Source organism: Streptomyces cellostaticus (assembly GCF_001513965.1).
GTDB lineage: Bacteria > Actinomycetota > Actinomycetes > Streptomycetales > Streptomycetaceae > Streptomyces > Streptomyces cellostaticus.
In genome coordinates this window covers 253,463-273,203 of the sequence record NZ_KQ948020.1, presented here as the reverse complement: position 1 = coordinate 273,203, position 19,741 = coordinate 253,463, and the positions used below count along the sequence as shown (strand labels likewise).

General features: G+C 74.2%; 11 protein-coding genes and 1 pseudogene. 2 read left to right on the top strand and 10 right to left on the bottom strand.

Features of this window, described 5'->3' with window-relative positions; genetic code table 11:
• The first annotated feature begins 57 nt into the window (after positions 1 to 57).
• A complete protein-coding gene (locus tag AQI88_RS43035) occupies positions 58 to 540 on the top strand; it encodes a DUF456 domain-containing protein (RefSeq protein WP_079057571.1) in 483 nt (160 codons plus the stop codon).
• A gap of 101 nt (positions 541 to 641) precedes the next feature.
• Here AQI88_RS43035 and AQI88_RS14485 read toward each other — a convergent pair.
• A pseudogene (locus AQI88_RS14485) lies at positions 642 to 1,814 on the bottom strand (GDSL-type esterase/lipase family protein); the annotation flags it as partial.
• A gap of 145 nt (positions 1,815 to 1,959) precedes the next feature.
• Here AQI88_RS14485 and AQI88_RS14480 point away from each other — a divergent pair.
• Positions 1,960 to 2,190 (top strand): PNPOx family protein, encoded by a 231-nt coding sequence (locus AQI88_RS14480; protein WP_066998134.1) that lies wholly within the window; start codon positions 1,960 to 1,962, stop codon positions 2,188 to 2,190.
• Here the strand turns inward: AQI88_RS14480 and AQI88_RS14475 are convergent.
• From AQI88_RS14475 to AQI88_RS14435, 9 genes are all read right to left on the bottom strand, one after another.
• A complete protein-coding gene (locus AQI88_RS14475) occupies positions 2,187 to 2,684 on the bottom strand; it encodes a methylated-DNA--[protein]-cysteine S-methyltransferase (protein WP_066997801.1) in 498 nt (165 codons plus the stop codon). The two genes, AQI88_RS14480 and AQI88_RS14475, sit on opposite strands and share 4 nt — an antisense overlap.
• Complete coding sequence (locus AQI88_RS14470; RefSeq protein ID WP_208615789.1) at positions 2,684 to 4,084, bottom strand: AlkA N-terminal domain-containing protein; 1,401 nt, start codon at positions 4,082 to 4,084, stop codon at positions 2,684 to 2,686. The genes AQI88_RS14475 and AQI88_RS14470 overlap by 1 nt, the downstream gene beginning before the upstream one ends.
• Before the next feature lie 138 nt (positions 4,085 to 4,222).
• Positions 4,223 to 5,314: a ribosome small subunit-dependent GTPase A gene (gene rsgA, locus AQI88_RS14465; RefSeq protein ID WP_066997796.1), complete on the bottom strand. Its 1,092-nt coding sequence runs from the start codon at positions 5,312 to 5,314 to the stop codon at positions 4,223 to 4,225.
• A gap of 237 nt (positions 5,315 to 5,551) precedes the next feature.
• On the bottom strand, positions 5,552 to 7,798 hold the full coding sequence (locus tag AQI88_RS14460; protein WP_066997792.1) for a hypothetical protein: 2,247 nt from the start codon (positions 7,796 to 7,798) through the stop codon (positions 5,552 to 5,554).
• Positions 7,795 to 9,921 carry a hypothetical protein gene (locus AQI88_RS45910; protein WP_066997790.1) on the bottom strand — a complete coding sequence of 709 codons (2,127 nt, stop codon included), beginning with the start codon at positions 9,919 to 9,921 and terminating at the stop codon, positions 7,795 to 7,797. Before AQI88_RS45910 ends, AQI88_RS14460 begins: the two co-directional genes overlap by 4 nt.
• A 70-nt stretch (positions 9,922 to 9,991) precedes the next feature.
• Positions 9,992 to 12,922 carry a hypothetical protein gene (locus AQI88_RS14450; protein ID WP_066997788.1) on the bottom strand — a complete coding sequence of 977 codons (2,931 nt, stop codon included), beginning with the start codon at positions 12,920 to 12,922 and terminating at the stop codon, positions 9,992 to 9,994.
• 2 nt (positions 12,923 to 12,924) lie between these two features.
• Complete coding sequence (locus AQI88_RS14445) at positions 12,925 to 16,548, bottom strand: tubulin-like doman-containing protein (RefSeq protein ID WP_066997785.1); 3,624 nt, start codon at positions 16,546 to 16,548, stop codon at positions 12,925 to 12,927.
• 129 nt (positions 16,549 to 16,677) lie between these two features.
• Complete coding sequence (locus tag AQI88_RS14440) at positions 16,678 to 19,017, bottom strand: VWA domain-containing protein (protein WP_398696967.1); 2,340 nt, start codon at positions 19,015 to 19,017, stop codon at positions 16,678 to 16,680.
• 28 nt (positions 19,018 to 19,045) lie between these two features.
• Complete coding sequence (locus tag AQI88_RS14435) at positions 19,046 to 19,597, bottom strand: Pycsar system effector family protein (protein WP_066998132.1); 552 nt, start codon at positions 19,595 to 19,597, stop codon at positions 19,046 to 19,048.
• Between the last annotated feature and the right edge of the window lie 144 nt (positions 19,598 to 19,741).

Sequence of the window (19,741 nt, the reverse complement as noted above, 5' to 3'; positions counted from 1 at the left end):
TCCCGCGAAGGCTCACGCTGACCTGCGGCTTCTTCGGTCCTCCGGCACTCTGGGCAGATGGGAGCGTGGGAACTCCTGCTGGTCGGCGTGGTGATGGCGCTCGGCCTGTGCGGAGTGCTGGTGCCCGGGGTGCCGGGGTCGTGGCTGGTGTGGGCCGCGGTCCTGTGGTGGGCGCTGCAGGACCCGCAGCCGGTGGCCTGGGGTGTCCTGGTCGGGGCCACCGCGGTGCTGCTGCTGTCCCTGGTGGTGCGCTGGCTGCTGCCGCCGCGCCGGCTGCGGGCGAGCGGTGCGACGCCCCGCATGGGCGTGTACGCGGGTGTCGGCGCGTTCCTCGGCTTCTTCCTGATCCCGGTGCTGGGCGCGCTGCCCGGCTTCATGGCCGGCATCTACCTGCACGAGCGGCTGCGGCTCGGCCGGCACGGCGAGGCGATGGCCGCGCTGCGCACGACGATGCGCTCGGGCGGCTCCAGCGTGCTCGCCGAGTTCTTCGCGTGTCTGCTGATCGCGGGGGCATGGGTGGGGGCGGTGGTGTGGGGCTGAGTTCCGTCGGGGGTGCTGTTTGCGGCCGACTGCGGGTTGTGCGTGGCTGGTCGCGCAGTTCCCCGCGCCCCTGGCGCTGCAAATGCGGGCCGGCTGACGACCAGAGCGCGGGCCACGGCGTCGGCGACCGCGCGCATGCCCGTGTCGTTGAAGTGCAGGTGGTCGCCGGGGTCGTAACCGGGCAGGATGCGCTCGGGGGCGGCCGGGTCGCGGACGGCGGCATCGGCGTCGGCGACCGCGTCGAAGGCGCCGCCGGTGCGGATGAACGCGTTGACCTGTTGCCGGACCGCCTCCCTGGCCAGGGTGTAAGCGGGATGGCCGCCGTACGGCGTGAGGGTGACGCCGACGACCCGGATGCCCCGGGCGTGGGCGCCGGCGACGAGCGCGCGGTACGCGGTGGCGAAGGCGGCGGGGTCGGTCGCCTCGGGGGTGCCCTTGATGTCGTTGATGCCCTCCAGCACGATCAGGACCCGCACCCCGGCCCGGTCGAGGGCGTCGGCGTCCAGGCGGGCCAGGGCGCTCGGTCCGGCGCCGTCGCGCAGCAGGCGGTTGCCGGCGATTCCGGCGTTGAGGACGCCGAGCCGGTCACCGCTCAGGCGCTCGGCGAGCCGGTCGGGCCAGCGGCGGTTGGTGTCGGGGGTGGAGCCGGTGCCGTCGGTGAGGGAGTCGCCGAAGGCGACGATGCTGCCGGCGGCGCTGCCGAGGACGTCGACGCCGGTGACGTAGTACCAGGAACTGATGGCCGTGGTGTACGCGGAGCCGTCCTCGTCGGCCGCGTGGCCGGTGCCGGCGCGGGCCACGAAGCTGGTCTGCAGGGCGGTGCGGTGGTAGGTGGCCGGGCCGCTGTCGACCGGGGTGAGGACGGTGACCAGCAGGTCGGCGGCGGCCGGTACGGGCAGCGGTACCGGGTCGGTGAGCAGGTCCTGGCCCGGCGGGACGGTGGCCGTCGGAGCGCCGCTGAAGGTGGCGGTGTGCAGGGTGCCGGGCACGGCGTCCGGCCCGGCGGCCCGCCGGAGCGCGACCGTGACGGCGCCGAGGTACAGGGGCGTGGTGCCGAGCCGGTTGCTGAGCCGGATCCGCACGGCGGTGCCGCCGACGCTGAGGTGGACGACGTTGCGGACGGCGGCACCGGGCAGCGCGGCGGCGGTGCCGGAGGGGGCCGTCTCCCAACTGCCCGTCCACGGCGGCGGAGCGGGTTCGGCGACGGCCGTCGCCGTCGTCTCCGGCAGCAGCGCGATCAGGAGCGCTACGAGGACTCGTCCGACCTTGGCCATGTACGCCCGCCCTTCCGTCGCCCGTCAGAGGCGACCGTGCCACAAGGCGGGAGCGGGGCGCCGGAACATCACCAGCGGTCCACCCACTCGGCGTAGGCCGTCCGCCCTGGGGCGGAGAGCCGATGTGCCGTACGGGCGGCCGTGGTTGGCTGCCGTCAAGACCGAATCCAGCGAGGCCGGGCTGTCGGATCTGCGCTCGCAGCGGCTCGGCCGCAGGGCCACCGTCGCCCCGCACGGCCGGCGCGTGCGCGGCGTCGACATCCGCGGCGACGCCGAACTCCTCGTGGACCCCCATGAGTTGGGACCGCACCTCAGCGATGAGCTGATCCGTGTCCCTCCGCGCCGGGTGCACAGCTGGGGGCTGGAGGAGAACTAGTCCGGGCCGGGGAGCACGCCCTCCAGGGTCAGCAGCCACACCTTGCGCTCAAGTCCGCCCGCGTATCCGGTCATCGAGCCGTCCGCGCCGATGACACGGTGGCAGGGGCGCACGATGAGCAGGGGGTTGGCGCCGATCGCCCCGCCGACGGCCCGGACGGCGGCGCGGGGTGCGCCGATCCGCGCGGCGATCTCGCCGTAGGTGGTGGTGGCGCCGTACGGCACGGAGTCGAGTGCGGCCCACACCCGTTCACGGAACTCGGTGCCGTGGGTGCTGAGCGGCAGCCGGAAGTCCTTGAGTTCACCGGCGAAGTAGGCGGCGAGCTGTTCCCCGGCCGCCCGGAAGGGCCCGGGATCGTGCCGCCAGCCGTCCTGGACGACCCGCCCGCCCTTCTGCCCGGGCACGGACAGCGAGGTGAGCGCGCCGTCCGGGTCGGCGGTGAGCAGGAGCCGGCCGAGCGGGGCTGCCAGGTCCGTCCAGTAGGTCGTCTCCATCAGTCGGTCAACTCCCCGGCTACTCGCAGATGCTGGATGGCGTACGACCGCCAGGGCCGCCAGGCGTCCGGCAGGTCCACGCCGGGCGGGGCCACGTCGGGATCGCCGAGCGCGCGGACGCGGACGGCGGCGACGACGGCCGGGTCCATGCCGGTCAGGGCGAGCAACGCCTTCTGGGCGTCAGCCCGGTCGGCACCCGGGTCCAGGTGCACGGTCCCGTCGGCGAGGGCGGCGGCGAGCGCACCGAGCGGACCGCCGGCCTCGAACTCGGCCTCGGCGAGGACGGCGGGCTCCGGGAAGAGGTGCGTGAGGCTGCCGCAGGGCGCGTCGAGCGCCTTGCCGTAGCGCCGGACCAGGGCTTCCGCTCCGGCCACCCCCACCAGCGCCCCTACGGCGGGCTCCAGCGGGTCCACGGCGCCGGGCGAGCGCAGGCCGGGCCGGGCGGCGACCAGCGGGGCGAGCCGTGGGTCGGCGCCCAGTCGTTCGTCCACCGCGTACGGGTCGGCGTCGAGGTCGAACAGCCGCCTCAGCCGCTGCACGGCAGTGGTCAGGTCCCGCGGGTCGGTCAGGTGCAGCCGGGCGTCGAGCCAGCCGCCCGGATGCGTGCCGCCGGCCGCCCTCGGCACCCGGGTGCGCTCCTGGACGGCGACGATGGCGGTGCCGTACGGCAGCCGCAGGGTGCGCCGGTAGGTGCGGCCGCCCGGGGCGCCGCTCACCTCCTCGACGCCGGGTACGGCCTCCCGCGCCAGCTGGTCGAAGACGGCGGCGGCCTGGTAGGGGCCGCGGTGGGCGAGCCGGAGGGGGATGCCCGCGCCCGGGGTGGCCCGGCGGGCTCCCCTGCCCCGGGGTGCGGCGGCCCGTACCCCGGTCGGCGTCGCGTCGTACACCTCGCGGATCGTGTCGTTGAACTGCCGCACGCTGGCGAACCCGGACGCGAACGCGATCTCGGTGACCGGCAGGTCGGTGGTCTGGAGCAGCACCCGGGCGGTGTGCGCACGCTGGGCCCGGGCGAGCGCCACGGGGCCGGCGCCGAGTTCGACGGTGAGCTGCCGCTGCACCTGGCGGGCGCTGTAGCCGAGCCGGGAGGCAAGTCCTGCGACGCCCTCGCGGTCCACGACGCCGTCGGCGATCAGTCGCATGGCCCGGCCGACGGCGTCCGCGCGGACGTTCCACTCGGCGGAGCCCGGCACGGCGTCCGGCCGGCACCGCCGGCAGGCGCGGAAGCCGGAGCCCTGCGCGGCGGCGGCCGTCCGGAAGAACCGCACGTTCTGCCGCTTCGGAGTGACCGCCGGGCAGCTGGGCCGGCAGTAGATCCCGGTCGTCTCCACGGCGAAGAAGAACGCCCCGTCGAACCGTCCGTCCCGGCTGCGCACCGCTTCGTACCTGGTGTCCTCGTCCATCACGTCTTCCAGTGTGGGACGCGACCGCGGGAGTGGGCTAGCGGAAATCGGACGTGCAGCTGGGCGGCGACCAGAGGGCGGGGTCGTCCCTCTGGTCGTCCCACTCGTCCAGGAGGTCGTCGGCCGTTTCTCGGAGGGTTACGTCCAGCGTCCCCGCTTGGCCTCCATCGCCGCCTTTCCTTGCGCCCCCTTCCGCTTCCAGTCCTTCTTGATCTCGGACCTGAGGCGGGCGTCCGTCTTGGCGACGATCCACTGGTTCTCCCGCATCAGCTTGCGGTAGCTCTCCAGCCGCCGGACCGGAAGTTCCCCGCTCTCCAGGGCCAGGCGCACCGCGCAGCCGGGCTCGGTCTCGTGCGCGCAGTCGTGGAAGCGGCACCGGCCGGCCAGTTCCTCGATCTCCGAGAACACCTGCCCGACCCCGCCCTCTGCGTCGAACAGCCCGACACCCCGCAGTCCGGGGGTGTCGATGAGCACGCCCCCGGAGGGCAGGGGCAGCAGGTTGCGGGTGGTCGTGGTGTGCCGGCCCTTGCCGTCGACGTCCCGCGCGGCCTGCACGTCCATGACGTCCTCGCCGACGAGCGCGTTGGCGAGGGTGGACTTGCCCGCGCCGGACTGGCCGAGCAGCACGGACGTGCCGGAGCCGACGAGAGCGACGAGCACGTCGAGGCCGTCGCCGTGCAGGGCGCTGACGGTGACCACGGGCACACCGGGCGCGGTCGTCTCGACGTCCTGGACGAGGTGGGCCAGCGTCACCGGGTCCGGCACGAGGTCGGCCTTGGTGAGTACGACCACGGGCTGTGCGCCGGACTCCCACGCGAGGGCCAGGAACCGTTCGACCCGGCCGAGGTCGAGTTCGACGGCGAGGGAGATGGCGACGACGGCGTGGTCGACGTTGACCGCGAGGATCTGCCCCTCGGACCGCTTGGAGGAGGTGGAGCGCACGAAGGCGGTGCGGCGCGGCAGATACGTGCGCACATAGCGGGGGTTGCCGCCGGGCTCGACGGCGACCCAGTCGCCCGTGCACACGACCCGCATCGGGTCGTGCGGGGTGACGAAGGCGGTGTCGGCTCGCAGCACACCGCCGGCGGTGACCACGTCGCACTGCCCGCGGTCGACCCGGATCACCCGCCCGGGCAGCAGCCCTTCGGCCTCGTACGGGGTGAACGCGTCGGCCCAGGCGTCGTCCCAGCCGTAAGGAGCCAGCGCGGAGAACTCAGAGGTGGAAGTCAAGGGAGACCCTTCACAAGGGCGGCCCCGGCGTGCGCAGTCGGCGCGGATCGGTCAGCCGGTGGCCACGGAGGTGGACTTGAGGAGTTCCTGGATGAGGGCAGCGCCCAGCACAGTGACAGCCATTGGTCACACCTCCCGTTCTCCACTCGACCGACGGCGGCGGCCACCGGCCACCGCGTGATGTGCACCCCACCTTAGAGAGCTACGCCCCCGGGCGCCACGGAATATCGCTCCTCGTCATAGGGAGATCATCACGATGACGATGATGGGCACGACGATGAAGAGGACGACGACGCTCCCGATCAGGCAGCCCGTGTTGTTCAACTGCTCGGTGAGCCAGTCGGTGAAGGAGGGCTGTTGGTCCGTGAGGGCCGAGGACTCGGGCGCGGCCGGGCGGGTCAGGGCGGCCATGGGCGGCGGGGCGGAGCGGGGCTCCGGTGGGGCGGCGGGCGGTCTGCTGCTCCGGCTGATCGCGTCCTTGAGGATCTGGCGCCACAGGGTCGGCGGCAGGTCGGGGACCTGGTCGTCCGGCGCATCGACGATGGTCTGCCAGAGCCAGTTGCCCGTGGTGGGGTGGGGGTCCCGGCTCATCCGGTACAGAAACTCCCGCAGTTGGCTCAGATAGCGTTCGTTCCGGGCCAGCGGGGCCACGGCCCAGCGGAAGAGCACGGCCGCCCGGTCCACCATGGCGGTCCTCGACGCGAACTCCCCGCTGTGTTCCTGCGGCGTCAAGTACAGGTCCCTGCCGAGCACCTCCGCACACAGGGCGTGCTGCATCTGCGGATCGCGTGCCGCGGTGCGGCCGGACTTGCCCAACTCGTTCAGGACCAGATCCAGGGCGTCCTGCGGCAGTTGGCCGAAGCGCAGCTCGCCGAGGAGGAACTCGTCGGACTGCTCGCTCAGCTGCGCCTTCAGGAGGCCGCGCCGCCTGATGTCCCCGCGCCGGCGGTCGCGCAGCTCCGCCTGGAGGGTGGCCCGGACGCCCGGGTCGGCCGCGGGAAGCCCCCCGCCGGGCGCGGACCCCAGCGGCCCACCGGGCAGGGGCTCGTACGCGGGTTTGTACCCGGGCTCGTGCCCCGGCTCGTATCCGGGCTCGTACCCCTGCTCGTATCCGGGCTCGTACGCCGGCCCTTGCGCGGGCCCCTGCGTCGGCCCCTGCGTTGACCCATGCGCGGGCGGTTGCCAGGGGCGCGAAGGCGGTGCGGACGCGGGCTCCGGACGGAGCTCCGGGCCGAACGTGGCCCGCGCCTGCTCCTGCTCCCGGGCCCGCCCCTCAACCCCGTACCGTCCTTGATCCCCACCCGGCTCCTGGCGCCCGTGCCGTCCTTGATCCCCACCCGGCTCCTGGCGCCCGTACCGCTCCTGCTCCCGATCCCGAACCGACTCCCCACCCCCATACCGCTCCTGCTCCCGATCCGCGGACCGCTCCTGTCGCCCATACCGTTCTTGCGCCGGGTGCCGGTCCGGATCCAGGTCCCGATCCCGATCCCGGCCCCGCTCCCAGTCCGGCGCCGGGCCCCCGCCCGCCGGGCGGGGTGCGGGCGCCGCGGTCCTGCGGCTCGTCGGGCGGTCGGTGTCGAGGATGTCCCGGAGCCGGGCGCGCCGTCGCTCCCAGTCGAGGGCCGCGCCGTCGGCGAGTTCATCGACCAGGTGCGGCACACCGGCAGAGGCCTGCGGATGCGCGAGGAGGTACTTCACCAGTTCGGCAGCCGCCTGGTGCTCGAACCGGGGTTGGGCCGGCGGGCGGCCCATGACCCGGGCCAGCGGGCCGGACCCACCCGTGTCCGGTTCCCAGCGCGGGACGGACGTCAGTCGCAGGGGGTGGGTGTCCACCGTGTCGTAGGTGGCGAACGTCCACTCCTGGCGCAGCCAGCGCCCGAAGAGCAGGTACAGCCCGAGATAGACCAGCGGCACCCCGTCCCGGTCCGGCCAGCCATGCGGTGTCTGCTCCTCCAGACGCAGCGACACCCGCTGCGCCGGATCGCGGAGCAACTCCGCTGTGACCAGCGTCAGCGCGTGCTTGACCGTGGGCAGCAGCTCCAGCATGTCCGGCAGCCGGCGCCGGGCCAGATCGTCGAGATCCGCACAGTCGATCTTGGGTTCTTTCCCGAGCGCCTGCTCGGCCTTCTCCGGCCTGCCCCAGCCCCGGTAGGCGAGACCGAGGCACTGCCACGTGTTCAGGATCTCGGGGTCACCGACGAGGACATGACTGACCGTGCTCGGCCGGCCGCCCCGGTCGGTGGTCGGCCAGCGCTGTACGAGCATGACGTCGCCGTCGCGGGACAGGGTGCGCACCACGCTCGGCCGTGCCGCCGCCGCGCCGGACACCCACAGCAACGGGCCGAGTTCCCGGCCCAGTTCCCCGGCGCGCTCGGCCGGGCAGGAGTGGGCGACGGCGTTCATGCCGGTGCCCTGGCGGCCGTGGTTGCCGTCCCAGCGGAAGACGACCTGGTGCACCGAGTCCCGGTCCTGGAAGCCGTTCACTGAAGTTCCTCTCCCCCGGATCCCCCGGATCCCGCTGTTTCCTCTGTTTCCTCCCATGGCACCGCTTCGATGACGGGCGTCTCTCCGACGGCGAACGCCTCGGCGCCGCCCGCCACGTCGATCAGCCCGTGCATCGCCAGCAGGGCCAGCAGCGGCTCCAGCACCCGCCGGGGTCCCGCGCCCGCCGGATAGCGGCCGTGGGCCTCCTGACCGCCGGTGGCGGACGCGATGTGCAGGGTGCACCGGCGGATCGCGTCGAAGGGGCGCAGCCACGCCTGCCCGGCGTGCCGGCGCAGCAGCCCGTACACGTCCCGGCTCTCCTCGTGCGTCAGCGCGGGGTCGAGCGCGGTCGCCGGCGGCCGGTTCAGCCACCGGTCGACGGGCGGCTGGAAGCGGAGGAGGTCCGCCTTGCCGAGTACGATCGCGGCCGGTACGTCCAGGTACGGGCCGTTCTTCGGCAGCCGGTCCAGGACGGTGCCGAAGGCGAGGTCGCCGTCCCGGTTCACCTCCACCCCCCAGCGTTCCCTGACGTGGTCCAGCTGGGGCAGCGGCAGGGCCAGCGCCGGGTCGACGACGAAGATCAGGGCGTCGACCCCGAGCAGGAACCGCAGCGCCGCATCGGTCCGCACGAGGTCCTCGCCGCCGAGGTCGAAGAAGGCGACCGGGCGCACCTGCCCGCGGGCGTCGGTGATCAGGAGCGACTCCACGAAGCGGGCGAAGTCGTCCAGGCCCAGGGCGGCCGTGTGGTCCAGGACCTGGCCGCTGCGCAGGGGCTGTACCCGCTCCCGTACGAACCGGGCGTGCTGCTCCGGGTTGACGGACTGCCACTTCAGCCCGAACGGCTCCAGGCCGCCGTCGGTGACGGCCGCGATCATCTGGGTCAGCAGATGGCTCTTGCCGGTGGAGGACTGGCCGACCATCGCGACGGTCAGCGGGCGGCCGTACGTCAGATAGGGCACCGGGATGAAGTGCTCGGGGAAGTCCGCGTCCGCCGTGCACTTCTGGACGGCGCCGCGCATGACGTCGTTGCGCCGGACCGGGTTCTTGATGCCGGCGAGGTCCAGCGGCTTGTACTGCATCCTGCTGTCGGTGATGAACAGCTTGGTGAGATCGAGCTGGATGGTCTCCAGGCAGTACGGGCAGAGCACCTCGCCGGTGCCGCGCCCGGCCGCCGCCCCGGACCCGTCCTCGGAACGGGCGACAGGGGCCTGCCGTTTGAGGCGCAGGGAGTCCTCGAAGGCCTCCCGGTGCGGGCGCATCTCGTCGGGGGGCAGAGTCAGCCGGACGCGGCGGGCGGCTCCGGGCGCCACGAGGTCGAGCACCTGGGCGGGCGTCGGCCGGTCGGCCGCCCGCGGGGCGAATGCCTGCCGGAGCGTCTGGTCGAGCACCCGGTGTTCACCGAGGTCGGCGGGCGCCCGGTCGGCCGGTCCGGTCCGGCCGGTGACCAGCCGGTAGAGCACCTGGGCCGCGCTCCACACGGCGTCCCGCGCGTCGGTGAACCCTTGGCCCTGGCGCTGTTCGGGCGAGCAGAAGGGCTGCCGGCCCCACGGGCTCCTCGGCCGTCCCGTCCGGGTCACCGCCTCCAGCCCCCACAGCTGGACCCCGGCGCCGTCCCAGAGCACGGTGGCGGGCGAGAGGCCGCGCGGCACCAGGCCCAGTCCGTCCAGCAGGCACAGGGCCAGCATCAGGTCCCGGGTGAAGCGCTGCTGGTCGGTCGCGGCCATCACATGGGTCCGCGCGGCGGCGATGCCGCGCGGTGCGGCGTACAGCAGGAACGGCTCGGCCGTGTCCAGTTCGTAGCCGATGATCCTCGGGAAGAGCGCCGCGTACTCGGTGTCGTCGAGGACGCGGTGCAGGTGCAGGGCGGTGCCTGCCTCGGTGTCCAGCAGGGCGCGCGCCGCTGGGTTGGCCGCGTCGGCGGCGGTCAGGCGTACCTGTACGCATTGCTCCGCGTCGTCGAGCAGGCAGTTGCGGATCAGCTGGGGCAGCAGCCGGTCGCGGCGGGACTCGCGGCCGAAGCGGGCCGGGGTGACCCGGCGCCGGCCCGAGGGCAGGGTGAACGCGAGCTTGTCCGGGGACGAACCGCCCGGCCCGGGCCGAGGGGGATGCACGGAGCTGGTCACCGACGGTCCTCTCCTTCGTACGTGTGCGCCGGGCCGTACGGGTGCGGGCGGCCGGGGTGCGGAGTGCGGGTCACCAGGGGTCACCGTCCCCTCGGTGATCCGTGTCCGGCCGGCCGTACGGGTCCGCGTGGTCCTCCCGGTCCGCGTGGTCCTCCCGGTCCGTCCGGTCCGTCCGGCCGTAAGAACTCGCCCGGTCGGAGGAGTCGGTCCCGTCGTACGAGTCCGCCCGGTCGTAGGAATCGGTTCCGTCGTACGAGCGCGGCCCCTCGTATGAATCCGTCCCGTCGTACGAGCGCGGCACCTCGAAGGAACCCGCCCCGTCGTACGAGCGCGGACCGTCGTTCGAGTCCGCCCGGTCGTAGTCGTACGGGTCCGCCCGGTCGTAGGGGTTCCTCGGCTCGTCGTACCGGTTCCTCGGCTCGTCCGGGTTCCGGCGGTCGTACGGCTGGGGCCCGTCGTCGGGCCCGGAGCCGTAGCGGGGCCGGATGGTGTCCACCACGCCCATCCGCAGCGGGGTGAGCCGGACCAGGCCGGCGTACCGTCCGGACGACGTCCACAGGACCTCCTCCGGCTGGGCCGAGCCGCTCGACCGCCAGGCCTTCTCGACCTCGTCGCGAACGGCCCGCGGTGCGAACCTGATCCACACCGCGGCCGCCGGGTCGCGGCTGAGCAACGCGCCCTGCTCGGGTGAGGACAGCTGCACCACGGCCTGCCGGTCGGCCTCCGCGCCGACCAGCTCGGCCGGTCCGTACGGGTCGGTGCCGAGCAGGTTCGCCGAGGTGGCGCGGACACGGCGGGCGGCGGCGAACGGGGGCGGGGCCAGCACGCCGTTGTGCTGGAGGTGACGGCGCGCGGTCGACAGCAGCTCGTGGACGCGTTCCTCGGTGCGCCGCACGGCACGGGTGCCGGCCTGGCCGCGTTCGACGGCACCCCAGTAGTGCTTCATCGCCTCCAGGGCGGCGTCCGTCAGATCCGCGGCCAGGGTGGCGACCAGCTCCGGTCCGCCTTCGCCGCTCTCCCGCTCGAGCCAGCGCGGCACCCCCCTGGTGCGCTCCTCCCAGGGCGCGGCGGGGTTCTTCTCCCGGCTCTCCCCTGTCTCCTTGTGCCGGTCCTCCTGCTCGGCCGGTTCCTCCCACGTCGGCTCCTGCCAGGCGTACACGCTCGCCCAGTCGCCCTCCGTGTCGTCGGAGGCGGCGAAGGCGTCGTCCGGCTCCAGTGCGGAGGGGCCGTCGAGCCAGTCGTCCTCGGCGGGCGCCCGGTCGCCCGGCTCGGCGAAGGCACCGGACGCCGCGAGCCGCTCGGGCTCGGGTGCCGCTTCGGCCTCCGCCGCGGCCGCCGTCGCCCGCAGCATGCCGGCGACGGAGCGGGCGGCGTCGGCGCAGTACAGGCGCTCCTCGATGGCCCAGTGTTCCCGGACCGCCTCGGCGAGCAGGCCGTCGAGCCCGTCCAGGGCCTGCCGCAGTACGGCCGTGGTGCGGCCCGGCGCCCAGGCGCCCGCCGCGGCACGCCAGAGCCGGCGGGCCGTCTCCCCCGCGACGCCGAGACCCGCGAGCAGGCCGAACGCGCCCGCCCAGAGCGAGGGCCCGGTCGCGTACGCCAGGCCCGCCCCGGCCGCCGCGCCGCCGAACGCCGCGATGCGGGGGGCCACGGCCCAGCGGCCGGGGCGTCCGGCGCCGCGCAGCCGGGCCGCCCCGAGAGCCGCCATGCCGACGAACAGCAGGGGGACGACGAGGGCCAGCGCGAGGTACGGCCCCTGCCACAGCGCGCCGAACAGCCCCGCCACGGCCGCCAGCGGGGCGGCCAGCGGGAGGCCGGGGACCGTGGTGCCCTCCGTCCCGGACTGCCGGGCCACGGTGTCGGCGGAGTAGTCGGCGAGCTTGGGCAGCAGCGCCGAACCCGGTACCGGCTCCACCCGCCCGGCCAGGCCGGTGAAGCGCTGGGCCACCGCCCGCATGGGCAGTCCCTGGCCCAGCAGCTTCCCGGCGAACTCCTTGAGGCCCTCGCCGATCCGTTCGCCCATGCCCTCGGCCGACGGTACCCGCAGCCCGAGGGCCGCGAGCCGGGCGGCCGACTCGGCGGCGGACGGTGTCGTGCCACCGCCGCCGCGCAGGGCCGTGCCGACGAGGTCCCGGTACTCGTCGAGGGCCTCGCGTGCCTGGTCGACGTCCGCCTCGAACGCCTCCCTGCGGGTGGGCCGCAGCAGCCCGGGCAGGCCCTGGAGCCCGGCCAGCGCGTCCTCGGCGTGGTCGAGGGCGTCCGCGCAGGTGCGGTAGGCGTCCTCCGCCACGCCGCCGGGTTCCCGGTGCCGCTGGTCCCGGCCGCCGCGGACCGCCACCAGGGCGCGCAGCGGCTCCGGCAGATCGGCTCCCGACGAGGCGGTCAGCAGGACGTCCGGCGCGAGATCGGTGTCCTCGCCCGCGAACCGGGTGAGCGCGTCGCGCCAGGCCCGGTCGCGCACCTCCGGCGGCAGGTCCTGCTCCAGCAGCCGGACCCCGGGCGCGGCGACGGCCTCGGGCAGCGAGCCGACGGCGTCCAGCACCTCGAGGTAGAGGTCCGGGACCGACAGCACGCCCACCAGCACCGCCAGCGCGTCCGGGTCGTCGGGCGCGGGCTGCTCCATCGCGGTGCGGGCGGAGCGCAGATCGCCGGCCCACACCAGCGCGGTGCCCGAGGTCCGCAGGACGGCGGGCCGCACCAGCCGGCGGTCGGGCTGGAACGCCTCGTCCTCACCGGCGTACGAGCCCGGCGCGCTGCCGACCAGCAGCACCAGGAGCCTGACCTCTCCCACGGCCCTGAAGCCGGTGAGCAGTTCGTACTGGAGCTGGTGGTCGGTGAGCCCGGCCGGGGTGTCGACCACCAGGAAGAGGGGTTCGTCGGGTTCCGGCAGCCCGGCCCGGCCCAGCTGCCGGGCGACCCTGGCGCGCAGGGCCGAGGCGCTGTCGAGTTCGGCCGCTCCGGCCCGCAGGTCCAGATGGATGACGGAGCCGAAGTCCTGGGGCATGCTCACTGCGCGTCACCGTCCCAGGGGCTGCGGCGGGGGCGGTCACGCTCGTCGCCGTCGCGGTCGCCGGGCTCGTCCCAGGGCGGCGGAGGCACGTCGTCGCGGCGGGGCCGTCCGTCCGCATCGCCCGCGGAGCCGGAGGGGGACCGGCCGTCGCTGCGGCCGTTCCCGTCGGCCCAGCTGTGCCTGCCGTCCTCGTCGTCCTTCCGGAACCGGCTGCCGCGCTCGTCGCCGTACGACCGCTCGTCGCCGTGCCGCCGCTCGTCGCGGTGCCGCCTCTCGTCGCCGTACGCCCTGTCCTCGCCGTACGGCCTGTCGTTGCCGTACCCGCCGGTGCCGTTCCTGTTGCCCGGCTCGTCCCGTTCGTCCTCGCGGCCGTGGGTTTCGAAGGAGGAGATGGGTCCCGTGCCCCAGTCGTCGTCATCGGGTGCCACGCGCCGGGGTTCCGGGATGTCGTCGCGGACGCGCGGCCGCGCCGGTGTGCCGCCGCGCACGTGCTCCAGCAGGGTGCGCAGGGTCGGCTGGACGGCGCGCTGATCGCCGAACTCCTTGTCCAGGGCGGCCGGGAGGGTCTCCGCCCAGAACTCCCACAGCGGCCGCACCCAGCCCTCGACCCGCTCGCCGCCCCGTTCCCGGCGGTCCGCGAGCAGCTCCAGCTGGCGCGGGGCGATCTTCTCGACCAGGTCGACGAAGAGCGGATGCGGTTCGCTGCCGGTGCGGGCGAGGCCCACCGGCTGAGCTCCCATCAGCTCGCGGCAGTAGTCCTCGACGGTCCGCTCGTCGTCGAGGACCGTCCAGCGTTCGTACGACCGCAGCAGCTCCGCCCAGCTCGACACACCGCCGGGGAAGTCGCCGAGGCGCAGCCGGACTCCGGGCACGTTGGAGCCCGTCTCGGGGAACAGCCGCAGCCGCACCCGCTCCGGCGACGCCGGGTCGCCGTCCACCACGTCCACCTGGCCGTTCCACAGGCAGCACAGCAGCCGGTGCAGGATGGTGCGCCGGTCCTCCTCGCTGCTGACCATCCAGTTGTCCCGGAAGCCCAGCCGCTGGCGCCACCGCAGCACGTCCTGGGCCTGCTCGGACTCCTTGGCCCGGGCCCACTGGCGGAGCACCTTGCGGGCCTCGGGCACCTGGGTGAGGCTCATCTCGCTGCGGAAGAGGACCACGGTGATCGAGTCGCTCTCCACCCCGCGGTACTCCACGGAGTTCTTCGCGTCCGAGGGCAGCCGCAGCGTCTTGCCGAGGTACTCCTGCACCTCCTCCACGGCCTGCACGCGCGGGTGGGTGACCAGGACCCGCAGCACACCGGTGCCCTCCGGGGTGAAGCCCACGGGCAGCAGCCCGGTCAGCTTGCGTCCGAACAGGTCGAGTGCCTCCTTGCTGACCTGGTCGGTGGCGTCCTGGCTGCCGGCCGCGGCGGCCAGCAGCGTGCCCATGGACGGCAGCAGCGGCCGCTCCTCCAACTGGGTGCCGCTCTCGGCGAACAGCCGGGTGATGCGGGCCTCCAGCTGCCCCTTGACCTGTGCGACGGCGCCCTCCGGGTCGCGGCGGCTGCGGGCGTGGACCTGGCGCCAGGTGTCCCCGTCGACCAGCTTGAGCAGCAGCGCGGCCTCGTAGTCGTTCTCGCGCAGCCCCTCGCGGCGGATCAGCCGGGCGACCACGTCCTCGTAGAAGTGGTTGAGGTTGCGCTGCGGCGGCAGCAGGTACGAGATGCCGGTGCGGTCCTCGTACAGTTCGTGGCCCTTCTGCGCGGAGTGCTTGCGCTCCTGGTCGCAGTGGCTGCGGAAGGCCCGCACCAGACGGTCGAGGTCGGTCCCGGCCGCGTCGGCCTGGGGCTGCCAGTGCTGTTGCTGCTCCCGCCAGGCCTCGTGCCACACCGACCGGCAGCGCCACTGGTACCAGGCGTCCTGCTCCTGGATGGCCGCCTGCACGTCGTCGTCGCCCCAGCGGGCCGGTGCCAGGCCGCCCAACTGGCCCTTGATCCTGGGGATCTTGGGCGGCTGCTCGGTGACGCCGGACGGACGCTGCGGGGCGCGGGCGCGGCTGTCCAGCATGCCGAGGAAGCCGAGGCGGGCGATGGATTCGTCGCTGTCGGGTATGCCCCTGACGACGCGTTCGGCGAGGAAGGGGTCGGCGCTCTGCAGCAGCTTGTCGATGGCGGGGCGCGGCGCGAACCGGTCGGCCATCACGGTGGCCTGGCGGTCGGCCTCGGCCCGCAGGTCGGACACCAGCCGCTGCATGTCGGCGATGCGCTCGCCCAGCGCCTGCTCGATGTTCCGGCCGCCGCGCGGCAGCGGATCGGGCTCCGGTACCGCGAGCTGCCTGCGTTCCCACAGCTCTTCCAGGTGGGAGTCGGCGAACAGCTGCCGGATCATCGGCACCGCGCCGTCCCGCAGCGCGGCCCGCGGCCGCTCCACGAGGTCCGTGACCGCCTCCCGCAGCACCCGCCCGGCCACCAGGTCGGCCAGCTGGTCCATCGGGGCGGTCATGGCGGCCACCAGGCTGGTGGAGACGCCCTGCCGGCCGATCCCGGTGGGGGACAGGGAACCGCGGGCCACGCCCCGGTTGATGAAGCTCGCGGCGAAGGTCTGGTAGTCGTCGTCGGCCGCCATCTTGCGGCCCCGGGAGCGGCCGTCGCCCAGTTCGGTGCCGATCAGCGACATCACCAGGGAGACGATGGAGCGGCGCAGGTCGTCCGCGCGGATGCCGGCGGTCGGGCTGAACAGGAACGCCGTGGGCAGGATGCCGGTGCGCAGCCGGACCGGGGTGGAGCCCGGGTAGCGGATGCCGAAGCTGGCGTCGTGGTCGAGGTCGCCGATCTCCGCGCCCTCCCGCGGCGCGTTCTGCCGGTCCACCAGCCGGAACAGGTCGACCAAGGACCGGGCCGCGTTGAGTTCCGCCTCGCGTCCGCCGCCGGTCGAGGAAGAGAACGACGACGGCATGACGACCAGCGGGTAGATCTTCACCCCGTCGAAGCGGCGCAGCTGGAAGGCGTGGTTGATGAGGTGCAGGTAGTCCAGGAAGATCCCGGCGCCGGTGCCGCCGGCCACCGAGAAGGCGACGAACACGTCGCATCCGCTGACCTTGCCGCCGCCCAGCTCGCTCAGCTGGCCCGCCGACTTGGCGATCGCGTCGATCGCCTGGAGCAGCGGGTCCAGGACCGGGCCGAGGCCGTAGCGCAGTGTGGCGAACAGGGCGGCGCGCCCGACGGTGGGCAGCTGCCCGGCGCCGTTGTGGAGCGGGGTGACCTCCGGCTCGTCGATGATCGGCGGCAGCCAGCCGGCCACCTCCTCGCGCAGGCTCGCCCGGAGCATCTTGGTCACTTCCGGTGAACTGTCGAAGTTCGGCAGCAGGTTGTGCGTGGCGCGGGAGGTACGGGCGTAGGCGGCCCGCAGCGACCGGTCCACGTTGAACTGCGGAAGCCGCTGCAGGTCGCTCTCGCTGTAGTCCGCGTACACGAACTGGAGGCAGTCGGGCAGCTGGAAGGGGGCGTGGCCGCTTTGCCGGCTGAGCGCCATGCCGTCGGGACCGCACAGCTCGGTGCGCAGCCTGCGTTCCAGTTCGGCGCCGACCAGTCCCCCGGTGCCGCCCAGGCCGACGAAGAGCATCGGCTGGAAGATCTTCATGGTTTCCTCCCCGCTCGCGGCCGGGGCGGCCGCGGGTTCGTGCTGGGAACGTCCGTGGTGGGTGCGCGGCGTGGTGGCCGCGGAGCGGTGGGCCTGCGGGCGGGCGGCGAGGTGTCGCCCGCCCGCACGTCATTCGTAGTCGCCGTAGGGGCTGCCGCTGCCGCCCCCGCCGGCACTGGATGCGGGGCCGGTGGGGGGCGGCTGCGGCTTGCCGCCCTTCCTCGGTGGCGGGCCGTCACCGCCGCCGAGGGCCAGGTGCAGCGTGTCGGTCAGGGGGACCTGCCCCCGGGCGGGCACCGGGGTCCGGCGGCCGCCCCGCTTGCGCAGGACCGCTCCGCCTTCGGGGCTGCGCTGGACGGCGTACGGGCCGTGGGGGCGGCGCTCGATGCGCGGGCTGCGGTGGGGTTCGGCGACGGCGAACTCGTACCACTGCTTGTGGCCGTGGCCCGCCCGGTGCTCGTTGAGGACGCTGCCGTCCTCCGAGACCAGCCGCAGCACCAGGCCGTTCGGGTCCCGGCTCTTGCGGCGATGCCCTGCCCAGACGGTGGCCGCCGCGGCGAGCAGCACGAGCAGGGCGGCGCCGGCCAGGAACGCCCACCAGTACTGGTCCCAGATGCCCGGCTTGGGCGTGACCCGCACGGAGAGCGGGAGGCCCTGGAGGGTCCGGTCGTGGTCGGTGGTGTCGACGACGGTGACGGTGCCTGCGAGTTTGAGCCCGTCGTCGCCGAGGCGGTCGCCGAAGACGTTCGCGGGGGCGACCTCGATGGTCACCTTCCGGGTGCCGGACTCGTGGGGCTCGACCGTGATCTCGGCGGGGCTGACCGAGAGCAGCCCGGGCTGCACATCGGCCACGGCGAGCCGCAGGGTGTGCGCGCTGCCGGTGGTGTTGTGGACGGACAGGGTGCCGCTGATCGTGCCGCCCGGGTGGGTGCTCGCCGCGGGCAGGTCGAGTCCGGCGGTGACGGGCAGCTGGCCGGGGGCGGCCCAGCCGCCCTCGCTGCGGGTGTCGGCGCGCAGCCCCGAGGCGGTCAGCGTGGCGCTCACCTTCAGCGCCCCGGTGGCGGTCTGCGGGATCCGCACGGTGCCGGTGAAGGAGCCGTCGCCGGCCGTGGGGTCGGGCGTCTTGCCGTCGTCGGTGAGGTCCAGCGCGAGGGGGCTGAAACCGGCACCGGTCAGTTCGCTGCGGACGCGCAGTCCCGCGTAGTCGCGCGGGTCCTTGACCTCGTAGCCCTCGCGGGTCTGCAGCCGCATGGTCACGGTGACCTTGTCCCCGGGCTGCGGCGAGGGCGGGTCCATGGTGATGGCGCCGCGCAGCTCGCCCTGCCACAGCACGCTGACGGAGACCGGCAGGGAGCGGTGTCCCTCCGGGGCCTCGGCCTTCACCTTCCAGGTGCCGGGCAGCGGGTCGACGATCTTCAGCGCCTCCACGGGGCCGTTGCCGCCCGCCAGCTCGAACTGGGACTTCTTGTACGTCCCGTGCGTGGGGACCTTGGCGCCGCTCGGGTCGTAGTAGGTGACCTTCACCTCGGGGTCGCCCTTGTCGACCACGATGCTGCCCACGGTGGCGAGCGGCGAGATGCCGACCTCCAGGGTGGCGGGGGGCCGCTTGCTGGTCCCCTCTTCGTGGCGCATGCAGTGGGCGGCGGCGAAGATGTCCTCCAGCGTGGAGCCGATGTCCGCGGCCTTGACCTTGTGGGGCTGCGGCCTGGCGGAGGACAGGTCGACGCAGCCCTTCTGGTAGCCGCCGGCGGCCATCCGCTTGAGCTCGTCCAGTCGCGGCTGGTCTCCGAAGCCCAGCGGCCAGATCTGCACGTTCTGCGCGGCGGCCTCCTTGAGCGCGAGGCCCAGCTGCCGTTCGCCCTCGGCCTTGCGGTGCTCCGGGGGCCCGTACTTGGGGCTGTCGGTGACGTCCATGTACCCGTCGGTGAGCAGGAACAGCACCCGGGGCTGGGAGGAGTCGGTGCCGTCGGTGAGGTCGTGCACGCCCTGGCGTATCGCGCTCGGGAAGTCGGTGCCGGTGCCCTCGTCCTTCTTACGGCTGTGCAGCTTGTCGACGCAGGCACCGATCGTGTCGCGGCCCGCCGCGTCCAGCCCGGTGCGCGGGCACACCGGGTCCACCGCGCGCTGGTCGCCGGACTCGGCGGCGGCGAATCCGAACACGGTGACATGGGAGTCCGAGGACACGTCACCCAGCGCGATCCGTGCGGCGGCGGCCTTCTCGGCCTTCATGTCCTCGGGTGCGAGGCTCGCGGACTCGTCCACCGCCACCGCGTAGTTGACCGCCGGGAACGCCGGCACGGAGTCCGCCGCCGGCACCGGATCCTGACCGGCCGGTGCCAGCAGGGACACGAACAACGCGGCGCCTGCCAGCACCGGGACCGCGGTGCGGCGCACCCGGCCCCTTCCTGTCTGCCGTCTTCCCGTGACTCTTCCCACGGCCGTCCCCTGATTCTTCGTTCGATTCTGCATGGAGTGCTTGGTGCGGGCCGGCCACGCGTCAGCGCGGGGTCAGACCCCAGGCCAGTGCCAGGGCGGCCGACAGGGCGAGCGAGCCCATGCCCCAGCGGATGGCCCGGTATTTGGCGGACAGGATCGAGCTGACGTCCACGGCCTGGACGAGCAGCCACTCGGCGGGATCGAGGCCGGCCTCGGCGATCTGGGCGGACAGCGCCGCGAGGTCGCGGGAGGCCGCCAGGTCGCCGAAGTAGGTCACCCCGGCCGAGCCGCGGACCGTGCGGGTGCGCGGCATCAGCGCGCCGATCAGCGCTGTCACCGCGCCGGCCCAGAGCGCAGCGGCGAGGACCAGCGTCACGTCGGCGGGCCCGTGCCAGCCCGGAGCGCCGTGCCAGCCGATCAGGAACGCGGGCAGTGCCAGCGTTCCCGACAGCAGGACGGCGGCCTTCGAGTCGGCCCGTCCGAGGTCCTCCCTGACCGTGCTCAGCAGCCGCTCGGCGATGCGCTCCCCCGCCCGGTCGTGGCAGTGCCGACCCCCGTCCGGCACAGGCCCGACCGGGTCGGGGGAGGTCTGGGCCTCGCCCTCGGCGGTCATCGGTCCTCTTCCGCCCAGTCCCAGCCGTCGTCCCGCGGGCGTCTGCGGCTGCGCGGCGGCTCCCGGTCGGGGCCGTCGTCCGGATAGCGCTCGGGCCGGTAGGTCCGGCCGCGCGGCGGCTCCCGGTCGGGATCGTCCGCCGGG

Excerpts from the sequence above, each read along its gene's own strand:
- AQI88_RS43035 (WP_079057571.1), top strand. The coding sequence starts at position 58 with ATGGGAGCGTGGGAACTCCTGCTGGTCGGCGTGGTGATGGCGCTCGGC.
- AQI88_RS14475 (WP_066997801.1), bottom strand. The coding sequence starts at position 2,684 with ATGGAGACGACCTACTGGACGGACCTGGCAGCCCCGCTCGGCCGGCTC.
- AQI88_RS14470 (WP_208615789.1), bottom strand. The coding sequence starts at position 4,084 with ATGGACGAGGACACCAGGTACGAAGCGGTGCGCAGCCGGGACGGACGG.
- AQI88_RS14450 (WP_066997788.1), bottom strand. The coding sequence starts at position 12,922 with ATGCCCCAGGACTTCGGCTCCGTCATCCATCTGGACCTGCGGGCCGGA.
- AQI88_RS14445 (WP_066997785.1), bottom strand. The coding sequence starts at position 16,548 with ATGAAGATCTTCCAGCCGATGCTCTTCGTCGGCCTGGGCGGCACCGGG.
- AQI88_RS14440 (WP_398696967.1), bottom strand. The coding sequence starts at position 19,017 with ATGCAGAATCGAACGAAGAATCAGGGGACGGCCGTGGGAAGAGTCACG.
- AQI88_RS14435 (WP_066998132.1), bottom strand. The coding sequence starts at position 19,597 with ATGACCGCCGAGGGCGAGGCCCAGACCTCCCCCGACCCGGTCGGGCCT.